This is a genomic window from Vibrio comitans (assembly GCA_024346835.1).
Classification (GTDB): Bacteria; Pseudomonadota; Gammaproteobacteria; order Enterobacterales; family Vibrionaceae; genus Vibrio; species Vibrio comitans.
Genome location: AP024867.1, coordinates 76,934 through 99,802 on the forward strand (window position 1 = coordinate 76,934; position 22,869 = coordinate 99,802).

A 22,869-nucleotide genomic window follows, 5' to 3' on the forward strand; every position below is an offset into this window, starting at 1 on the left:
TAAACACCTTAGTAGATTCAATCACTTGTGCCACTTTATTCAATGAATCATCAGGACCAACCGCTATTTATACAGCCCCATAAACTTGTGCACTGAATTAGTGCTAACTGCACAAAATAAAAGCACAAACAGTCGATACAAAAACAGAAAATACCAATAAAAACAAAAGTTTATTAATTGGCATCATAGTTGCTTGATTAAAAGTGATAAATGTCTTCATAAATAAGGATGTGATTATGGACATATCAAGCAACATGCTACTGATCAATCGAGCAGGACTCACAAACGCGCTCACTTCACCCTTTGAATCCCCTATTACGCAAGGGCAACAAGCCGTTAAGTTTGTATTTGATGCGATAGACGCAGTGCGACTTCATCGTTCGTTTGTCTACGAGGAAATGACTGGGGAAAAGATTGATCAAGAGGCGTTTGGCGAAGTGAAATCAACGCTGTTTTCCCTAAGCAATAAAGTCAGCACCTTCAGTTACCTAGGAAGTCGACCTGAGCGACACATCTTGAGTATGCGTTTAGAAGCGCTGAGCCAAAACAGTGAAGAACAATCTCTATCAAAACAACTCGTGGTTCACGGACAAACCATACGTTTATTGTTCTTTTGCTGTGATTGCGCTGTGCTTAGGAGTCTCAAGGGTCAAGAGTTATCCATGACTCGCTACAACGAACAATGGCAAACACTCATGGATACTGTGGATGCACTGACCCAATATAGAATCTGTATTAGTTCTGTGGTTCAAAATGGGTTACGAAATCCAAAACTGTTAATTGGACGCGCTAGCAATTTACTTAATAAAGCTAAACGTTTTCAGGATCAAGGTTACATTAATCAGTGCACTCTCGATGAAGCCATAGCTCGTCTATCAGACTCAATGCACGACCTCACCAAGGGAAGCTCTATCTATGCCCCACTACTTTATCTTGATACGAGTTTCATGTCGTTTGAACTGATTAAGGTTTACAAGCAAATCGTTAGGGATCAGTTAAACCGATGCAAAACCAAGCAAGACAGCACCAAAATGCCGGCTTGAACTAAAGCATTAGTAACTTCTGATGATTATCGAACCTTTATTAATCGTTAATCTACATATAAAGAAAAAGGCGAGCAATGCTCGCCTTTAGTTTACCTAGCCATCTACGTTGTTATATTTTATTTGATTACGTAGTCTGGTCCTGCAACGTCAGCAGTGATGATCTTCAGTTTAGAAGCGTCAGCACCCACGTTTTCAGCTGATTCAAAGCCATTCAAATTTGTGATTTCTGGCAATTCAGCTGTGTAGTTAGACACTAACTCAGCGTCTGTAATTTGGCCAACATACACTTCATCAGCATAAGTTGCGCCATCAAGTGGGAAGTCAACAGTCGCACGAACCGCAACAAACTCAGGATTAGCAGAGTTGTCTACAAGGTTTTTGCTAAAGTGTACATCTACACCACCAAAGATACTTTCAACTTCTTTGTTGTCGAATAGGCTTACACGGTGAGTCTGGTTACCGTAGACAATGCCCCACTCTGTATCAACTAAGGTGTTGTTTTCAATAGCGATGTTCTTAGGAGTCCACTGCTTGTTGAGCTCTTTACCTTTAACAGATTGGTCAAGCTCCTCGCCGTTCGCTACATCGATAATACCGGTGTTGATCACGATACCGCCACGAAGATCTGCGTTACCTTCAATTAAACCATCGCGACCACGAGTGTTAGCAATGTAGTTATTACGAATGACATGGTCTTCATCATAAATACGCATACCACCAGTTAGACGCTTTCCGTTACCCAGAATCACGTTGTCTTCAACCACGTTTGCTTTACCGTGGCGAAGAGAAATCAATGCTGTGCTTTCAAAGATAGTGTTGCCACCGATGATGTTACCGCCTGATTTAATAGAAATAAGCTCACGCTCACCGTCCATATTAATCATTAGGTTTTCAACAAACTGGCTGTTTGAAGGCCATTGTGATGCTTTTGAATCACCAATACGAATCGCTTCCCAGCTATTACCGTTGTAACGGATCGCTTCTTTAATGTCGAACTCGTTATACTGGTTAGGCTTTTGATCCAAGAAAATGTTGTGCTTGATAATATGGTTATCAGGCGTTTCATTCTTCTGAACACCAATCAAAGTACCGCGTTTTTGCTTGCCTTCAAAACGGTTGTTGATCACTTGACCGTCTTTACCCCATAGAGAAACCCAAAGGTACTTAGGGTATTCAGAACGACGCTCGTCTGGTTCATACGCATAATCATCATTGAAGTAGTAGAATGTTGAATTCTTCAGCGTGATTCGGTCACCCATCATGCGTACGCCACCAAAGCGTTCGTTAGGACCACCCTCAGTAAAGACTAAACCGTCTAACGTAATGCCATCACCTTTCAGTTCAAACTGAACTAGACCGGTGATCCAAGCAGTACCTGCCTTTCTCGCTTTAATCGTTACGTTATTCGCTTCAATAGTCAGCTGACCAAGGTTGCGATACTTACCTGGTTCGATTTCAATTACGTCACCGTTTTTCGCGTTGAGGATCTTCTCACGAAGTGCATCAACTTCACCCTTATAAGCCTCTTCCATAGACTCAGTATCGATAACGGTTAGACGATCACTTTCTAAAAGCATGCTGCGGTTGACATCCGCAACCGTCATCGGCTCTTCTGATTGAGAGTTATTGAAAAGGCTACATCCAGACAAAGCTAACGTAGCAGCTAAGGCAATGGCAGTTTTTTTCATTTTGTTGTCTCTTCTTTATAGGGATTGCAAAGCAAAAAAATGCGGGCTTAAAGCGCCCGCATTAAATAATTATAAAATTCTATTATTCAGCGGTTTGTTCACGTAGTTCTTCAACCGTGTCATCAACTGCTTTAACAAGTAGTAGACCAACACCTAGAACAATCGCGCCACACAATACAAAGATAAAGCGGCCCCACAGTGGGTTAGGTAGCAAGAACATTAGCATTACACCAACACCTGCAACTGCGATAAGTGAACCAAGCATACGACGCTGTTTGTTATCTAGAACTTTCTGCTCGTTAGACTCAGCAACTAGTGGAGTGTTTAGGTTCTCGAAGAACTTATCTACGTCCGCTTGACGCTCAGCTGTAAGTGGCTTGTAGAACAGTGTAGTTAGGCAGAAGAAACCTGCTGTAAACACTAGGTGACCAATTAGACCGATAGCAACTTTAAGGTCAGACCACTCACGACCAGTAAGAGGCTCAAGGTTAAACCAGTTAGCAACCATGTCAGCTGTGATTACGAAACCTACGTAGTAAGAAACAATTGCACCTACTACTAGCGTACCCCAACCTGCCCAGTCTGGAGTCTTCTTAATGAAGAAACCACAGAATGCTGGAATGGTCATTGGGAAACCAATTAGAGCACCTACATACATCATCGTATCGAATAAGCTTAGACCTTTTAGCGAGTTAATGAATAGTGCTACAAGGATAATTGCGATACCGAAGAAGGTAGACGTCAGTTTAGAAACAATTACTAGCTCTTTTTCAGTCGCGTTTGGACGACAAATTGGCTCGTAGAAGTTCTTAACAAAGATACCTGAGTTACGGTTTAGACCTGAGTCCATTGAAGACATAGTTGCAGCAAACATTGCAGCAATTAGTAGACCTACCATACCTGCTGGCATGAAGGTTTCAACGAAGTATAGGTAAGCAAAGTCACCAGCTTTAGAACCTGCTTCTGGGTAGATAGCAGCAAGATCAACACCTTGACCTGCGATGAACCAAGAAGGCATGAACCAAATTGCAGGACCCATAGTCATTAGAACACAAGCAAGAAGTGCTGCTTTTTTAGCGTTCTTAGAGTCTTTAGCTGCAAGGTAACGGTAAGAGTTAAGCATGTTGTTCGTGATAGAGAACTGCTTCACAAAGATGAAGAATGCCCAGATACCAAAGATGCTTAGGTAGTTAAGGTCGTTGCCCGAAACGAAAGATGCGCCTTCGTCAGTCGGGAAGTTAGCGATAATTTCACCAACACCACCACCTTGGATGATAGCAACTACTGCACACGTTACTGTTACTGCCATGATGATAACCATCTGCATGAAGTCAGATGCGATTACCGCCCAAGAACCCCCCGTTACAGACATTACAAGTACAACAAGACCCGTAAGAACGATAGTCGTTGTCATGTCGAAACCGAAGATACCTGAAGCAATGATAGCTAGACCGTTTAGCCAGATACCTGCAGAGATAACGCTGTTTGGCATACCAGACCAAGTAAATACTTGCTCGTTGAAAGAACCAAAACGCATACGAATCGCCTGGATTACCGTTACAACACGTAGTTGACGGAACTTAGGAGCGAAGTATAGGTAGTTCATTAGGTAACCAAATGCGTTCGCAAGGAAGATTACCGCTACTGCGAAACCATCTGCGTAAGCTTTACCAGCTGCACCAGTAAATGTCCAAGCACTGAACTGAGTCATGAAGGCAGTTGCACCTACCATCCACCAAAGCATACTACCGCCGCCTCGGAAGTAATCACTTGTTGTGCTTGTAAACGTTCTGAACATCCATCCTATTGCAATTAAGAATAGGAAATAGACACCAACAATAACTGTATTGAGATCCATCATTAACCCTTTGTGAGATTGTTTTCTTGTTTAAGTCCGAAAAGTCTAACCAGAACAAACAGCATCTTGTACTACAATAAGGCTTAAATGTGACGAATACCTCGTGAACTCTTAACGAATAAATCATACAAGTGATCTAGATCTAACATTAAGTAACGTTTGAAAACTTGCAGAAATGGCACTAGAAACACCCTGTTACACACTGAAATCTGTCGTTACAGCCACCATAGGTTGATTTACATCTCATTATCTATGCAACTTAATGATATGAACATTTAACTGAGGATGTGGATGCATTTAGTAGAAAGTTAAATAACAAGGCGATTTGTATTACTTATTTGGGTTTGACGTGATTTCAAATGGCTTAACATATTTATTCGTGACATCTCTTAAATCGATTCGGCTATTAATCTAAATCGAACTTTAGGCACGATACATACCTAGTTGAAATGTAGGGCTTTTTATCGAAGATGTTCTATTTGGCACTTCGAAGACAGCATGCCATCGCAACGGGCTCAAAGCATAGATTCCCCTTTCCCTAGCCTCGCGAACTAAACTGCGTCGCTCCCTGTGTTCTTTACTTAAGAACTGTTGCCCTTTTGAGATAGGTTAATCCTCAACCCTCCCCTTCAAAGTCAGCTCTAGTACCGTCTTTTTTAGCTGTTATTCCAAAGCTTCTAGCTTTATAAACCCCATACACACAAAAAGCGGGCACTAGGCCCGCTTTATCATTTACGTTTGCTTTAATCTAAATGATTATTTAGTCGCAACACTCTCTTGAAGGTCTTCAACAGAATCATCTACCGCTTTAACTAGAAGCAGGCCAACACCACCTACGATAGCACCACAAAGGATGAACACACCGCGGCCCCACATTGGGTTAGGTAGGAATGCCATTAGCATTACACCAAGACCAGCTACTGCGATTAGTTTACCTAGCATTTGACGCTGTTTGTTATCTAGTTTCTGCTGAGCTACTGACTCTGAAACTAGAGGCGTTGATAGGTTACCAAAGAACTTGTCTACGTCTGCTTGACGCTCTGCAGTTAGAGGCTTGTAGAACAGAGTAGATGCGATGAAGAAACCACCAGTTAGTGTGATGTGACCGATAAGACCAATAGCAACCTTAACATCAGACCATTCACGTTTAGTTAGCTCTTCAAGACCAAATGCGTGAGATACCATGTCTGCGTTGATAACGAAACCAACAACATAAGAAACGATACCACCAACAATCAGTGTACCCCAACCTGCCCAGTCTGGAGTCTTCTTGATGAAGAAACCTAGGAACGCAGGAATAGTCATTGGGAAGCCGATTAGAGCACCAACGTACATCATTGTATCGAACAAGCTCAGACCCTTAAGTGAGTTAATGAACTGTGCGATAAGAATGATCAGGATACCGAACACTGTAGACGTGAGCTTAGATACTGTTACTAGCTCTTTTTCTGAAGCTTGGTTCTTACGAACAATTGGTTCGTAGAAGTTCTTAACAAAGATACCTGAGTTACGGTTTAGGCCTGAGTCCATTGAAGACATTGTTGCTGCGAACATTGCCGCTACAAGTAGACCAACCATACCGGCTGGCATGTATTCTTGTACAAAGTATAGGTAAGCGAAGTCACCAGCTTTAGAACCTGCATCTGGGTAAGCAGCTGATAGGTCTACACCTTGACCAGCGATGTACCAAGAAGGCATGAACCAAATGAATACACCACCAAGCATAAGTACACATGCAAGAAGTGCAGCTTTCTTAGCGTTCTTAGAATCTTTCGCCGCTAGGTAACGGTATGAGTTAAGCATGTTGTTAGTAATAGAGAACTGCTTAACAAAGATGAAGAATGCCCAGATGCTGAAGATGCTTAGGTAGTTCAGGTTGTTACCCGCTACGAAAGAACCTGTGTCACCTACAGGGAAGTTATTGATGATTTCACCAACACCGCCACCTTGAACAACAGCAACTACAGCACACGTAACTGTTACCGCCATGATGATAACCATCTGCATGAAGTCAGATGCGATTACCGCCCATGAGCCACCCGTTACAGACATAGCAAGTACAACCAAACCTGTAATCCAGATGGTCATTGTCATGTCGAAACCGAAGATACCAGAAGCGATGATTGCTAGTGCGTTTAGCCAAACACCCGCAGATACAACACTGTTAGGCATTGAAGACCAAGTAAATACTTGCTCGTTCGCTGCACCAAAGCGCATACGAATTGCTTCAATTACAGTTACAACGCGCAGCTGGCGGAACTTAGGCGCAAAGTACGCGAAGTTCATGAAGTAGCCAAAAGCGTTTGCTAAGAAGATGATTGCTACTGCAAAACCATCGTTGTATGCCTTACCAGCAGCACCAGTAAATGTCCAAGCTGAGAACTGAGTCATAAACGCAGTTGCACCAACCATCCACCAAAGCATATTACCGCCGCCACGGAAGTAATCACTAGTAGTGCTTGTAAACGTTCTAAACATCCAACCTATCGCAATCAAGAATAGGAAGTAGATGCCAACAATAAGAGTATTGAGATCCATTGCATTACCTTAAACTGTAAATAATTATTTCAAATCCAGTTCAGTCTAAACAGATATCCCTATCTTTTGTATTACAATACTTCATAAATGTGACACATGACTCAAGACTAGCGCTAGATTAAATCATACAAGTGATCAAGAGCAAAAAGAGGCATTTATCGCTACAAAATAACCACAAATGTAACTAAAAGCTTCTACAAGCCCGTTATATAAGGCCTGAAGTAACAGCGCTTCGCCCTTAGTTGGCCATTACAACGAATGTTTCGATCAAATGAGTCGGGGAAAATACAACTCAAACATGTTGCAGATGACACACATTCATACAATTAATACTACTTAATTGAACCGCCATTTCATTCAAATCTATCGATAATCACTCAAAACCACGTCCTTTTCAGAATGTAAAAGTGAGCAATACAAGCGCGGGAAATAGTAAATAGCCTCTTATATTAGCTTACTTGTCTATTTGTTGTTGAGGCTTTGCAGAGGTGCATAAAGTTTTGGTAGGGCACATTTTTAAGACATTTAAACTACAAACCGGAAGTAAGTAAGAAACCGCTCTACTAAACATTGGCAAGCAAAGCAGTTCAAGATGATTAGGAGCCGAACAGACATTTACGCATTTTAAGAGATGAGTAATTGAGAAGATATTGCGAGGCGCCTGTAGTAAGTGTTAACTGCGACACTTAACTAATAACAGTAAAAAACCTTTATAGCTGAGTTTTGAGTTGTTAGAAAAAGTCCCCTGTTAACTGCAATATCTAAGGCAAAAAAAAACCCATAGGCAAGTGCATAGCCTATGGGTAAATCGGTGGTGTACCGAGCCTAAACACTAGAAGGGTATGCTTAGGCTATTATTAGTAGTTATGGAGCTTCACTATTAAAAGCAGGTTCCATCCACGAACCCACTCTCTTTAGTAATTGTTTACAAAGGTGACACTCATTGAGTCTCATCTTTTAGTATTCTGCTTCAATAAGGCTATTAAGCTCTATTGAATCGCACGGAAACATTAGCTACAAACCTATCAAACTCTTTAAAAGCATGTGGTTATCGTTTCCTGCTATGCCAATAAGTATATTGTATTACAAATAGGAAAAGCAAGTTTAAATGCCCTGTTTGGGCAATAAAAGTTGATTAATTTGCTCCCTGTCAATCATGGATACGACAGAAAAACTAAATATAACAATACGATACAATTAGACATAAACAGGACTGTTTACAATATAACGAGAACTGAATGTTCCAGAAATGAGATCAGACTCACACTCAACGTTCGATTTAACACCTACTAATTGTAAGACATAACATGCTCAATGGAACAATGAGCTATAGAAGTATTAACGCGCTAAGCTTGGGTCCTTACTTATTTCCCCCCTACCCGCCCAAATTCATGTCGTTATAGTTAGTTTGAAAAAGTCTAGGCAAGTTATAAGTAAACAACACCTTTTCTAAACCCTAATATTCTTTGCTTTTTATTTTTCTGATAGCAGTGAGCTTTGAGCGGATCACTTTAAAGCAATTACAGATCACAGAGTGGCAAGTTTCTTTCCCTAACTCGTTCTATCAGGACAATTAATTGAACATTTTGCTGTTACGCTACAACTGCATCGCATGAGAATGGGTAAACAACTAATGAAATTGATCTTCAATGCCGACGACTTTGGCTTAACTGAACAAGTAAACTTAGCCATCCAAAAAGCAATGGCGTTTGGGGTTGTGCGCTCAACTACCATAATGATGAATCAACCCGGCACTGCCCATGCTATAGAACTATATAAAGAGGGACAGATCCCTGAAGTAGGACTACATCTCACATTAACGAGTGGAAAACCTATCTCTGATCCAAAGCTAATTCCCGAGCTAGTCGACAGTAACGGCTATTTCTTAACTAGAAAGGAACTAGCAGCAAAACCGAATATACCTTCTGAACAAATCATGCGGGAGTTTGTCGCCCAGTATCAACTGGCTGTAGAGTCAGGCCTGAAGATCAACCACATAGACAGCCATCACTTTGCTGCTATCTACCCTGTGCTTAAGCGTACCTTTATCAGCTTTGCTAATGAAGTTGCGCTACCGGTAAGACGTGCCGATGTAATATGCGAAGGTCAACAAGATTTAAAAGTTCCTTTCCCTGATGCATTTGATATTGGCTTTTATGATGAAGGTGTAAATATAGAGTGGCTTAAAAGGCGGCTACTGATGCACAAAACTAACAAGCAATTAGAGAGCGTCGAGTTCATGTGCCACCCAGGCTATAAACAAGACAAAACTTTAGAAACACTCTCTAGCTATGTGTCCTCTAGAGAGAAAGAATTAGAGATATTGACCTCTATTGAGCTGGAAAAATGGTTATGTGACAACGATATACACCCGGTTGGCTTTAATCATCTCACTAAATAAAGCGTCTTATTGCTTAGCAAAGCAACGCTACTTTCACTCACATCTACCCCTTTTTTGCCCTCTTGTATTACTACTATGAATCAAATTGCACCATTATTATTCACCAATTGTATTGTTTTATAACTCTTCAGTTACCTAAACACTCCTCAAGAACACTTAATCAACAATACTCAAACTCACCATCTCCCATTGCCATTTTGCTCACAAATGGCAATACATAGTTACAAATCATGACTTGCAAGTGCAGTTTAAACCCTGTTTTTCATCTTAAAAACACCTCTAAAAGCACAAAAAAGGCAAAATTTAAGCTGTAAAATCCTAAAAACACAAACCAAACGCTCACTTTTTGGTCGTTTAGATGTGAATTTTGAGAGATCACCCTCATTTCTTTTTATGCGCATACACACAGAGCATCAAATTGTACTTACGTCACAGTTTGTAACCAAGTGTTACCATAAACTATTTGTCATACATTAAGTCAATTACTCAAACGGACAAAAAGGGTAAATCTCCCCATGAAAAACAATAAAATTGCACTGGCAGTGGTAGCCACACTTTTCGCAGGCACGGTTTCTGCAGGCACTCTTGATTACCGCGGCGAATACAAACATAAAGATGAAACATTTGCACACCGCGCAAAAATTGGTTCATCGGTGAAGATTGCAGACCCAGCAAAACTCTACTTCAGCATCGAGCAAAAATGGAAAAGTGCTGACGCTGGCGATTTCTGGAAACAAACTGTTGCTGGTGATTCAGAGTTTGATTGGGGTGTGCGTTACCAATTAGACGGTGGTTGGTGGTTACAACCTGGTATGCCGATTACGTTTTCATCTGAAAAAACAACCTACAAACCACAATTCCGTGTTGGCTATAAAGCAGATTTCGGTTTGACGACTGCACTTCGTTACCGCCATGAGTTCCAAAACTTCGTAGACGGGACTACTGATAAAACTGGTGCAGATGGCGAGACTGTAGTTAGAGATGGAAAAACACTCCAACAAGGTAAATGGACTCTTACTGGTTCATACAAGTTTTCAAATCCTAGTTTGAAAAACCTTCTACTTAGCTACGAAGCAAACTACGCCAAAAACTACGATGGTATCGTTCTTGCGGATGGAGAAGATTGGGAGTGGGATGCAGGTGTAATTATCGGTTATAAAATCGATAACTTCCGACCTTACATGGAATTTTGGACAGTTGACTATGGTTCAACATCTGGCGACCGCCAGCTAAGAACTCGTGCTGGTATTAAGTACTCGTTCTAATAAGAAATTTAAACAGCCACCGTCTATAAGACGGTGGTGATAATAAAACAAAGCAAACGTGAGAGAATAATATGGAAGTTTCTAAAACAGCTCTAGCAGTAGCACTATCTACTGGTTTACTTTTTGGTTGTGATTTTGATACAACAGCGGATAGCAGCACCACCACCCCAGGTGGTAGTGACGGTGGTAATACCCCTACTTCCGAAATTGTTGGTCCACTATGGAACTTTGAAGACGCATCAGGCGCTTCAACTCAGGCTATTGGCCTCCCGAATGTGTATGTCTTCGATGGCACAAATCTAAAGTATTATGACGATGATGCTACCCCTAACACCTACGAAATAAAACTAACTCCTTATACAGATGATATTGAAGCTGGTGAAATTACTTTCACGTACTACGATGAAGCAGGTACTGGTAGCGAAGTTTCAGGTACATATACAGTAGAAAACGGAGTGCTCACAGTAGACACTGCATCTGAAGGCGTTCTTATTGGTGCCGATGATGCAAGCAACGCAGATATCAAGGCAGCTGTAGATGCAGCGAATGCTGATGCAGGCTTTAATAACTATGTGCAAATTATTGATACATTGGATACTGATACTGGTGAGCTAAGGCTAAAACTTGCGGACAATGATTTAGAGCCTATTACCTCTGGTAAGTTAACTGTAGATCTTGTTTATCAAGAAGACGAAGATTCAATTGGAGATGCTAACAGTAAGAACGCTTACGTTTCATTCTATGCTTCAGGCACTTCAACAATCAATATGCACGGTGAGATTGCTTTAGAAGCTGGCAAAATTAAATATCGTGACAACAACAAAGCATTGGTTGAGGTTATTGGTTCTTATGAAGAGGGTGAAGACTTAAGCATCGAAGCTAATTGGGACGATGGCGTCTTTAACTTCAAAGTGAACGATGTAGAGCACTCGTACGCACCTAATGAAATCCCTGAAAATGCACCTGTAGAAATTATTTCTATCAGACTTGGTGACAATGGAAGTACCAATAACTATGAAGTACTTGCTGACAACCTTAAAGTGTACTCAAACGATAGTGGTGCTGAGCAGTTAGTCTTCGAAGACAACTTTGACAGCTATGCTGTAGGTACTGTTCTTAACAGCAAGCCGTACAACAACAACAGTTCTGAAGCTGTAGTTGTAGGTGATACTCCAGCAGAGCCTACAGACCCTGTAGATCCAGTTGATCCACCAGCACCAGGTGCATTCACTGACGATTTTGACTCTTACACTGTTGGTACTCAGATCGACGCTGCAAATAATGCATATGGTGTTTCAGGTTCTGATATCAATGGCGATCCTTTGATTGCTACGGTTAGTGATGACTTTGCTAAATCTGGCGCTAATTCGTTATATTTGATTGATAATAGCCCAGTAAACGGTATCTCTACCGATTTAGATTACTACAAAGGTGCTAAGCCAGTAGTATCACGAGCGTTCTCAGCTGGTGCAGCAGATACAGGATCTGTGACAACTTCTGTATACATCCCTACAGATGGCTACATTAAATCTACTTACCTATACTTAGGCTCTTCTAGCAGCGCTTCTTCAGGTAACCGATACACTGAAGTTGTATTCACTGCAAACACAGTGAAGTTTAGAAATGAAAGTGGAAGTCAAGTAGAGCTAGGTGAAGGTCACAGCTACACTAAAGATACTTGGGTAGACGTTACTATTTCATGGAGCGGAACAGCGATTACTTTAGACATTGATGGTACAGAGTACACTGGTTTAACTGCAGAAAACAAAGATTCAGCAGGGCCATCATTATTCGCTGTTTACGTGGGTGATAACAGCTCTGAAGGTACATATTCATACTTTGACAACTTAGATTCAGACTTGTTCTAATCTAAAACAGCTGCTTTAAATCTAAGCCATAGCATTAGCTATGGCTTTTTTATAACTTTAACCACCACCAAGTCTTCCCCGTCGAGGTCAACACTACCCTACAGTTTTATAGCTCGTTAGTGATCCAAAATCTCGTTGCAAAGCAACTTTATCATCCCTCCGATATCAGCTTGATAGGCTCAAAATTTATCTACATCAATTCGAAACTTTAGCTATTTAGAGACAATAAAATACTCTTGTTCTGTTCAAAGCTAATGGTTTTTATACCTGAACAAATAAACCTACGCGCATAATTGCAATCTAGCCTTTCAGAAGTCTCCTTCGAAAGCAAAAAACCCTACGAACTGTATATCTTAAACAAGCTTCATTGAAGGCCTCCCCTCCAATAGTGAAAAACACAGTCATTTATATTTTTTGACACTTAATATTCAATACTTATGGCGATAAAAACTAGAGTTATGAGGCTATCTCGGTCTTTAAAGCCAAAGGAACCGGTGAAATCCCAGCCGTAATTACTTACACTTTTATGATTGCTTTAAAGGCAACATCCCGCCATGGGCTTTAAAAAATCTCAGCTAATTTCCTACGCAATAACACTTAAGTAGCTAAATGATCCGCCCCATTTGAAAGCCATCGCTCATGTAATAGAGTACAGGCCCGCTAACTAGGCTTCTTGCCTCCCAATAAAGCGTCGTTCTATCTAGATACCAACACTTCATTAATTCTCTATCTGACCCAGGTTTATTTACACTTCAAGCTCATGAAGATTCAAAATGAAGCAAAACTTAACAATAACCTTCTAATTAGTCATACAAATAGCAGATTTATATGTAAGCAATTGTAACCATAAAAATACTATTTATTGCGAAGTTCAAGCTTATACGCATCAAAGCTAGCCGCGCAACGAACTACCAAATAGAACTGGTCGGCTTGGCATAAAACCCTCTAAAATTAGCTGCAAAATATGCCACTAAATGCACTAATTACACACTCATATAATTTCCATCTTCATTTAGTAGTAAATAACACCAAGTACAGTGATACTGATGGCATAACAAACCAACAAATAACATAAAACAGACAATAATCCTCACAAAAAAACATGAAGGTCGACTGCTTTTTGCTCAAAAATGCACATTTTTAAGAGATCTCGCTCTCATTTTTTTTTAGAAAACACCTATCTCAATAATAATCTGTACATTCGTCACAGTTTCTAGCGTTTCAATTCCATAAACTATTTGTCATACATTAAGTCAATTACAAAGACATCCCAAGGAAAGTGAAATTCCATGAAAAATAATAAAATCGCATTAGCAGTGGTAGCCTCCCTATTCGCAGGCTCAGTTAGCGCTGGTTCTCTTAACTACCGTGCAGAGTACAAGCACAATGAAGAAACTTACGCTCAACGCATCAAAATCGGTGAGTCAGTAACTATTGCCGATAAGACAAAACTTTACTTCAGCGTTGAACAGAAATTCCAAAGTAGTGACACAACAGACTTTTGGAATGAAATGACTCGTGGTGATTCTGAGTTTGACTGGGGCGTTCGTTGGGATCTAAACAAATGGTACATTCAGCCAGGCATGCCAATTACCTTTGGTGATCAGAGAACAACTTATAAACCACAATTACGTGTGGGCTACAAAGCAAGCTTTGGTTTAACTACAGCTCTTCGTTACCGCCACGAGTTTAGAGAATATTCGAGCAACTACAGTGGTAGTGATCGTACTCTTGTCGACGGTTCGCAACCAACTACAGCCGGTAAAACATACCAAGAGGGCAAGTGGACGCTAACAGGTTCATACCGCTTTTCTCAAGAATCTTTGAAAAACCTTCGCCTAAGCTACGAAGCAAACTACATGCACAACTACGATGATGTTCGTCTTTACAACAACACCAATGAAAACTGGGATCTAGGTTTAATCGTTGGTTACCAATTTGGCAAGATTCGTCCATACATGGAATTTTGGAATGTTAAAGATTCTGGTTCTACTACCGACGACCGTCAGCTAAGAACTCGTGTAGGTATTGCTTACTCGTTCTAATCGATTTACCCAAAAATAATAATTAGTGACTTGGCCTGATAACAAGCCAAGTCACATCAAGAAACAAAAGAGAGAATATTATGAAAGTTTCTAAATCAGCTGTAGCAGTAGCTCTATCTAGTGCATTGTTATTTGGTTGTGATTTTGATGTTGGTAGTGAAAATAGCTCTACTGGCGGAGGTACAGGTGGCGATGACGGCGGCACCCCAACTTCAGCGCTTGTTGGTCCTTATTGGGATATTGGCCATACATCAAGCGCAACTCAAACAGTCGACCTGCCAAATGTGTACATTTTTGATGGTAAGAATTCTCATTATTACGATGATGACGCGACTCCGGGCACATATAAAATCACTACAACCCCTTATAGCGATGATATTGAGGCCGGAACTATTACCTTCACCTACTACAACGAAGGTGCTGAAACTGAAGTGACCGGTTCATATACCGTTGAAGCAGGTAAATTAGTGGTAGAGTCATCTTCATTTGGCAAACTAACTGGCAATGATGAAGCAACCAACGCGGATATCGCTGCAGCAGTAAAAGCAGCTAATGACGCTTCAGGTTTTAACCGCCTTGTTCAAATTCGTGACACATCTGACTCAGCCCGTGGTGAGCTAAGACTAAAACTGTCTGACTCATCTACCAATGCTGCTGTAAGCGATATTCAGGTAGGTAAATTGACTGTTGATCTAACCTACCAAGATGGAGACACCGGTGGTGCCGCTGACGGTAAAGGTGAAAACGCATATATTTCTCTGTTTGCCTCAGGCACTTCAAACTCGAACCTACACGGTGAGGTGATCTTTGAAAACGATTTCGGAAATGACATCGGTAAGATTAAGTATCGCGACAACACTGGTACCATGCAGGAAACCGGGGACACATTCGAGCTAGGAGAGCCTCTAACAGTTGAAGCTAACTGGGACGAAACTACATTCTCATTTGTTGTTAATGGCAACTCCTATGGCCCATTCCCTGTTGCAGATGAATCAGCGGTACAAGTTATCTCTCTTAAGATAGGTGACACCACAAATACCACAAACTTTGAATTACTTGCCGATAACTTTAAAGTTTACAACATTGAAGGTGCAGATGAGGAACTTGTATTTGAAGATAACTTTGATGGTTACTCTTTAGGTCACAATCTATCAGGTAATCCTTACAACAATAATAGTAAGGAAGCGATTGTTGTTGATGGGTCAGGTGGCTCAACACCTCCTGGTGGTGGTGACGACAACGAAATTGTCGACACTCCATCTGGTAAGTTTGTAGCTCTTTATGACAATAATGCTAATGATGCAGGCGAGATTCGTTACTCTTTGCCTACAAGCCAGCGTATTCATGAGCAAGGTAAAGCTTCAGTTTATATAAAAAACAAATCAGACCAAACAGCTTTAATGAATGTTTATGGCTTGGATGAAGGTGAAATTATTCAAGTACGACTAAGAGAAAATGGCAAGATTGTTCACCGTCCAGAATCGGCAGGGTCAAGTTGGATCGAAACAGGAACGACAGTCGATCCTTTAGAGTGGAACAAACTAAGTGTTGAATGGGATACAAATGCCGGAAACGATTATAAGTTATTTGTTAATGGTAATTTAATCGGTGAATATGAGCGTCGTATTACTAAAGCTGGCATTTCAACAAGATATATTGCTGTACAAGTTGGTACAGGTAGTTCCAATGTGATTGGTGAAGGATATGGTACTATTGATATAGATAATCTAGCTCTTTATTCAGATACAGCTGGTACAACTGCCCTGCACAAAGATGACTTTGAAAGCTTTGAACTAGGAACTGATTTAGGTGCTGATCCAAGCACTACTATCTATGACAAGAGTGGATACAACGCGATTGTTGAAGAGTAACTTTTCAACACGTTTAATTATCACATAACCTAAAGCCATAGCAAAAATGCTATGGCTTTAAGCCAATTTTTCAATGCACAAATTGGGTAAACCACTACTTGGCACAAACAAATATGAAAAAGAACATACTTGCTGTCAGTCTACTTTCTATATTGTTGGTTGGCTGTAACTCGAATTCCAGCGGTAGCAATTCACCGTCGACTCCATCGAACCCTACTAACCCGAGCAATCCAACTACTCCACCCGATATCACTGAACCAGGAGATGGTTGGAACATCAATAAATGGAAAATCACACTTCCTGTCAGTGAGTCATATTACAGAGAACACCACGGCGTAAGTTCAGGTTTGAATAGTCGCGACAGCGCTACTGAACTGCTTCCAGAGAAATGCAGTGGCAAAGATGTGTTCTCACTGGGTACCTCTCTGCCTTATTTCTACGTTGCAGACAACGAAGATGTGCACTTCATTGTTGATCTAGGCGATAGCGGAATAGCAACTACTACCAACACTAAATATGCTCGCTCTGAACTACGCGAGCTATATAACTACAACGCTTCAAGCATTTGTTCTTCATCTACACAAAACTGGACAGTTGACGATAACAATAACCACCAGCTTGAAGCACAGCTAAAGATAGAAGACCATCCAAACATCTCTGGAAAGTTACCACAGGTCATAGTTGGTCAGGTTCATGGCTATAAGATTAAACAAGCTCTTATAAAGTTGCAGTGGGAAGGCGGAAATACGCCAATCAGAGCTATCTTAAACAATACCTTCTTACCTGACGACCAATCTTGCAATCATTGCAAGTCGTTCAGTGTTGCTCTCGGCACGGCTAGCGCCAACACCGACTGGAGATACAACATTGAAGTAAACGAGCAAGGGATAGTATTGGAAGCTGCTGGCATCAAAAAGTCGTTTGCCTGGGGTGAAAGAATTGAAAATACAGGCTATTCACTCGACCCTGCATGGGCTGACTCAGGAAATAGCTTCTACTTCAAAGCTGGCATCTACCCACAGATAGAGCCAAGTACTTCATTGTCTGGCCAAATCTTCGACGTAAGCTTCAGTGAGATAAAAATTACTCACCACTGATCGTCACAGTTATCACTTGAATGAAGCGGCCTCGTGCCGCTTTTCTTTTTACTTGTTAGCATACCCTTCTCAATTGTATGGCCATTATCCTAAAAGGCTATTACCTCTTTCAACAATCACATGCGTGAAATAGATCACTTTTCAGAACTGCATGCTCGCATCTTAATTATCAATAATCATAAAGAATGAATGACGCATTACACACTTCTGGATTCCATGCGCTCTATTTGCAAACATCATCATGACAATTAAACCCTATATTAAACAGCACCTTAGCCAACTATGTAACAACACATTACACCAAAAAGTATAAAACACACCTTTGAAGTGATGCCGGTCACATGCATGTTTTGGCAACACCACTTAATCTATTTGTCATACATTAAGTCAAGACAGGCAACACACTAAGGAAAGTGAAATTACATGAAAAACAATAAAATCGCATTGGCAGTTATCGCTTCTCTATTCGCAGGTTCAGTTAGCGCAGGTTCTCTTAACTACCGTGCTGAATACAAGCACGATGAGAAAACTTACGCTCAACGTATCAAGATCGGCGACTCGGTTACTATTGCTGATAACACAAAACTTTACTTTGGCGTTGAGCAAAAATTCAACAGTAGCGATGCAACAGATTTTTGGAATGAAATGACACGTGGCGATTCCGAGTTTGATTGGGGTATTCGTTACGATATAAACAAGCAATGGTACATTCAACCAGGTATGCCAATTACCTTTGGTGACGAGCGTACAACTTATAAACCGCAACTACGTGTTGGCTACAAGTCGAGTTTTGGTCTAACTACGGCACTTCGTTACCGTCATGAATTTAGAGAATACTCTAGTAGCGACAGTAATGGTGACCGCGCTTTAGTTGATGGCACCGGCGTAGCTTCTGCAGGTAAAACCTTCCAAGAAGGTAAGTGGACGTTGACAGGTTCGTACCGTTTTTCACAAGAATCCTTAAAGAACCTTCGTCTAAGCTATGAAGCAAACTACATGCACAACTACGATGATGTTCGCCTTTATAACAACACCAATGAAAACTGGGACTTAGGTGCGATCATCGGTTACCAATTTGGCGACATCCGCCCATACATGGAATTTTGGAACGTTAAAGGAGCCGGGTCTACTAGCGACGACCGTCAGCTTAGAACTCGTATAGGCGTTGCTTACTCGTTCTAATCAAGCAAACAAGAATAATAATAATGACTTAGCGGAGCACTAAACCTCGTCTCAGATAAGTCATAACGAGAAATAAAAGAGAGAAATTTATGAAAGCTTCAAAGACTGCTATTGCGGTAGCTATTTCCAGTGCATTTTTGTTTGGTTGTGATTTCGATATTGGTGATGAAAATAATGAAACAACCCCACCACCAGAGGTGACACCACCACCATCTGAAGTTTACTCTATTGAAAATATTTACTGGGATATGGTCAGTGACACCACTGCTTTATCTTTAAGTGGAACGCAACCTTATCTTTTTGCTAACGATGAAGAAGGTACTCGTGCTCTTAGCATCTACACAGGTGATGTAGCTAACGGCTACACTTTCGAAAGCTCTTCATATTCTGCAGAGGAAGAAGGCTCAGTATCCTTTGATGGTAATCAATGTACCTATACTGTAGCGGATAGCGTACTAGATATGCTTTGTACTAAAGGTGGCGTTGCAACCACTTACTCTGGGACAGAGATTGAAGATGAAGACGTCATTGAGGCTTTGGAAAATGCCACTGATGGGAAACCGACAACAGTCGAAGAAGTGAACGCAGCAATCGCCTCAGCTCAAGACGGTGACACTATCGGTCTGTCAGCAAGTGGCACGTTTGATACCGGAATTATTGAATTAAATAAAGAAGTTACAATTGACGGAGCAGGGTTAGCAAAAATAACCGGTGACACATGTATTGATATACAAGTCGCAGGTGCAGGAGTGCAGAATCTTATATTTGAAAATGAACAAATAACTACATGTTACGAAAATAGAAACACAGATGAAAACCCGACGGGTACAACAGCGGCTGGTAATTCAGACAACGAATCAGGCGTGATTGTTATCGGCCAATTTGGCAAAGATGAAGATAAACCCGTTGTTCTAGAGAATTTAACATTCAATGCCGCAAATATCACTAAAGATGACATAGGTCCTAAAAAAGCGAGTTGGTTATTCTCCCGCGGGTACTTTACCCTTAACGATAGTGAGTTTATCAATTTAAGTGGTAGCTTCCAAAATAATGCTATTAGAATCAACTGTAGTAGTGTTAATGCTCGCTACAACAGCTCTATTACAAATAACGAATTTACAATAGCGTCGGGTGGAAGTGAAGTAGGCGGAATTAAAGTTGGTGATTCTTCTAGTGGTAAAATCAAAGTTGGAAGCAACCAAGACTGCAACATGAGAATCGAACAAAATACATTTAACGGCTACAAAACCCTTCAAAGTTACGATAACGGTGACGACTTTCAGCAAACTGCTATTCACGCTTGGTTAGAAGCTGTAGTAACTGATTCAGGTAAAGAAAACATTCTAAAATAGGAATCAGCTTATCTCGAGAGAGATGATTTGGAACTTTACCCTCTAAGCCATAGCTGTCCGCTATGGCTTTTTCTGTGTTGAATAACGGATGTGCCCTGACATTACGAATTAAGGAATTTGAACCACATAAAAATTGGTTATCTAGCCGTAGTTATTGGTCTCTTCGGATGTAATAGTTCACTAAGTTAAACAACCAAACCTAACGCTCTAAGTCATGATATTGGTCTTCTTCTTGAAGCCGCGAGCAAGCAAGAATTAATAGAATGGATAGAATGGATAGAATGGATAGGACGTGTCTATTGGATTGGTCAATCCAATACGCTTTCGGAGATCTAGAGGAATAGTCGCAACAGTTTTTACTTTAAGGCTGGTATTTATCCTCAATTTAAATCTGCCGATTGTTTTGAAGTCTTCGACATAAGTTCCAATGAAATCATGCTCACTCATCTGTAACTCTCTCTTTTTAAAACCACCTCTAAGAGGCTTGTGCCACTTTTCTTTTAACCAGATCACACTCACCCACCATTTGTATTATAAAAATATATAACCTATCCTTCAGTTTCGCACAATAAAACGGCATACCGATTATTTTAGAAAAATAAACTGAACTTCCAAAACTCCCTAAAATACTGCTTTGCAACAAGTTTCAACACTATTCCTGACTCAAAAAAATCATAAATACACTCTTCATAGAGATCTAAGTCACATCACGCATCACTGCAAATACTTAATATGCTTGTCATACATTACGACTTATTACCAAACGTAAGCAAAGGTTAATGACCAATGAAGACAATGAATAAAGTAACAATCGCACTACTTACTACAGTTGCAGCAGCATCTGTAAACGCTGGCTCTCTTGACTACCGTGGCGAATACAAACACGAAAGTGAGGAATTTGCGCACCGCATTAAGATTGGCTCTTCAGTTAAGCTATCTGATCCAGCGAAACTTTACTTCAGCGTTGAACAAAAGTTTAACAGTGAAGATAAGTCAGATTTCTTTAATCAAGTAGAGCGTGGCGACTCAGAGTTTGATTGGGGTGTTGCGTATAGCCTTGATAAAAACTGGTACATCCAACCTGGTATGCCGATTACTTTTGGTGATAACAAAACCACTTACAAACCTCAGCTACGTATCGGTTATAAGGCTGATTTTGGTTTAACTACTGCGCTACGTTACCGTCATGAGTTCCAAAATTACACTCCAAGTAAAAATAATGGCGATACTATCCAACAAGGAAAGATTACTCTAACTGGTTCTTACAAATTTTCAGATGAAGCATGGAAAAATCTTCAACTTAGTTATGAGGCAAACTACAACCACAATTACGACGACGTAATTCTTTCTGACAACAACAATTGGGAGTGGGATCTAGGTGTTAAAATCGGATACAAGATCGACAATTTCCGCCCATATGTCGAGCTTTGGAATATTAAAGGTGATCAAGGTAAAACGACGTCTGATCGCCAGCTTCGCACACGTGTTGGTATAACTTACAGCTTTTAAACCATAAGCACTCTGTATATTTAGGCGATAGGGTATCTGTCGCCTAGTTTTTCACTAGTTGCTGAACGAAACTAGTTAGTTTACATACGTTTAAACCCTCAGCCCCAAAATACAGACTTTTCTTAAAGTTCAATTTTTATCTAACACTACTCCATCAAGAACAACCTCTTGTGAATTAGATCACCTTTTGTGCACACCTAAAATCAATTGTATTATTAATATATATAAATAAACAATGATGTATTACACACTTTCAACGTGAACATGATTTTTTATGCAACTATTTCGATTCCACATTAATGAAATAAAAACAATGACTTAAAATTACCTGTAACTAACGGTAACAGCCATAAAACCTAAAACACACACTTAAGGTGACAGCCGTCACATGCAGATCTAAAAAAACACCCTTAATATATTTGTCATACATTAACACCAACTAATGACTCCTAAGGGTTATACATGAAAGCTTTAAATAAAGTTACTCTTGCTCTACTTACTACTGTTGCAGCTACTTCAGTAAGCGCTGCTTCACTAAACATTCGTCACGAATACAAGAGCCACACTGAACAACACTCTACTCGTGTAAAAATGGGTGATAGCATTGGTAACTTCTACTTTAGTGGTGAGCTTAAATTTAAAGGCGCTGACGGCGACTTTATGAAAGACCTTAAAAACAACGGCTGGGAACTAGATCTAGGTTACCGTTACAAGATTGACGGCACCAACTGGACAATCCAACCAGGCATGCCAATCGAAGGCCGTGAAAGCGGTATGACATACAAGCCTCAACTACGTGCTACTTACGCTCTAGAAAGCGTTGATGGTCTTAGCCTAAGTGCTCGTTACCGTTACGATATCAAAACTTACAGCAACGGCGACAGCACAGAGAACCGTCACCGTATTACTGGTAACGTAAACTACTCTGTTGCAGAGTGGAAATTTGGCTTCGAAGCTAACTACTACAACGCTGATGGTTACAACATCTACGACAACTCTGAAGAAAACTACGAGCTAAACCTAACTGCTGGTCGTAAGTTTGGTGACTGGTACCCGTACGTAGAGTTCGGTGATGTGAGCACAAGTTCTTCTAAAGCAACTCGTGAACTACGTAGCCGTGTAGGTCTAACTTACAGCTTCTAATTACTT

At 40.6% G+C, this 22,869-nt stretch carries 14 protein-coding genes; 11 read left to right on the top strand and 3 right to left on the bottom strand.

All coding sequences use genetic code 11. The annotated features are described in order from the left end of the window. The first annotated feature begins 236 nt into the window (after positions 1-236). Positions 237-1,043: a hypothetical protein gene (locus OCU46_RS14260; protein WP_141268894.1), complete on the top strand. Its 807-nt coding sequence runs from the start codon at positions 237-239 to the stop codon at positions 1,041-1,043. A gap of 119 nt (positions 1,044-1,162) precedes the next feature. On the opposite strand, the gene OCU46_RS14265 is transcribed toward OCU46_RS14260, so the two are convergent. The 3 genes from OCU46_RS14265 to OCU46_RS14275 all read right to left on the bottom strand — a co-directional run bounded on the left by OCU46_RS14265 (position 1,163) and on the right by OCU46_RS14275 (position 7,130). Continuing rightward, positions 1,163-2,734, bottom strand: a complete 1,572-nt coding sequence (locus tag OCU46_RS14265; RefSeq protein WP_141268892.1) for a polysaccharide lyase 6 family protein — start codon at positions 2,732-2,734, stop codon at positions 1,163-1,165. A gap of 82 nt (positions 2,735-2,816) precedes the next feature. Continuing rightward, positions 2,817-4,592, bottom strand: a complete 1,776-nt coding sequence (locus OCU46_RS14270) for a sodium:solute symporter family transporter (protein WP_141268890.1) — start codon at positions 4,590-4,592, stop codon at positions 2,817-2,819. Between the two features lie 756 nt (positions 4,593-5,348). Continuing rightward, the gene (locus OCU46_RS14275; protein WP_141268888.1) at positions 5,349-7,130 is read right to left on the bottom strand and encodes a sodium:solute symporter family transporter; all 1,782 of its coding nucleotides are present in this window, start codon (positions 7,128-7,130) and stop codon (positions 5,349-5,351) included. Between the two features lie 1,633 nt (positions 7,131-8,763). Between OCU46_RS14275 and OCU46_RS14280 the strand changes: the two genes are divergently transcribed. From OCU46_RS14280 to OCU46_RS14325, 10 genes are all read left to right on the top strand, one after another. Beyond that, complete coding sequence (locus OCU46_RS14280; RefSeq protein ID WP_141268886.1) at positions 8,764-9,531, top strand: carbohydrate deacetylase; 768 nt, start codon at positions 8,764-8,766, stop codon at positions 9,529-9,531. 515 nt (positions 9,532-10,046) lie between these two features. Further along, a complete protein-coding gene (locus tag OCU46_RS14285; RefSeq protein WP_141268884.1) occupies positions 10,047-10,796 on the top strand; it encodes an oligogalacturonate-specific porin KdgM family protein in 750 nt (249 codons plus the stop codon). A 71-nt stretch (positions 10,797-10,867) separates the two neighbouring features. After that, entirely contained in the window at positions 10,868-12,664 is a 1,797-nt protein-coding gene (locus OCU46_RS14290; protein WP_141268882.1) for a hypothetical protein, read from the top strand. Between the two features lie 1,289 nt (positions 12,665-13,953). Continuing rightward, positions 13,954-14,709, top strand: a complete 756-nt coding sequence (locus tag OCU46_RS14295; RefSeq protein ID WP_141268880.1) for an oligogalacturonate-specific porin KdgM family protein — start codon at positions 13,954-13,956, stop codon at positions 14,707-14,709. Between the two features lie 80 nt (positions 14,710-14,789). Beyond that, a complete protein-coding gene (locus tag OCU46_RS14300; RefSeq protein ID WP_141268878.1) occupies positions 14,790-16,580 on the top strand; it encodes a hypothetical protein in 1,791 nt (596 codons plus the stop codon). A gap of 113 nt (positions 16,581-16,693) precedes the next feature. Further along, positions 16,694-17,677 carry a polysaccharide lyase family 7 protein gene (locus tag OCU46_RS14305; RefSeq protein WP_141268876.1) on the top strand — a complete coding sequence of 328 codons (984 nt, stop codon included), beginning with the start codon at positions 16,694-16,696 and terminating at the stop codon, positions 17,675-17,677. 423 nt (positions 17,678-18,100) lie between these two features. Next, positions 18,101-18,859 (top strand): oligogalacturonate-specific porin KdgM family protein, encoded by a 759-nt coding sequence (locus tag OCU46_RS14310; protein WP_141268874.1) that lies wholly within the window; start codon positions 18,101-18,103, stop codon positions 18,857-18,859. Between the two features lie 89 nt (positions 18,860-18,948). Then, on the top strand, positions 18,949-20,211 hold the full coding sequence (locus tag OCU46_RS14315) for a hypothetical protein (protein WP_141268872.1): 1,263 nt from the start codon (positions 18,949-18,951) through the stop codon (positions 20,209-20,211). 786 nt (positions 20,212-20,997) lie between these two features. Then, on the top strand, positions 20,998-21,720 hold the full coding sequence (locus OCU46_RS14320; RefSeq protein WP_141268871.1) for an oligogalacturonate-specific porin KdgM family protein: 723 nt from the start codon (positions 20,998-21,000) through the stop codon (positions 21,718-21,720). Positions 21,721-22,182: 462 nt separating this feature from the next. After that, positions 22,183-22,863: an oligogalacturonate-specific porin KdgM family protein gene (locus OCU46_RS14325; RefSeq protein ID WP_141268869.1), complete on the top strand. Its 681-nt coding sequence runs from the start codon at positions 22,183-22,185 to the stop codon at positions 22,861-22,863. Positions 22,864-22,869: the final 6 nt, after the last annotated feature.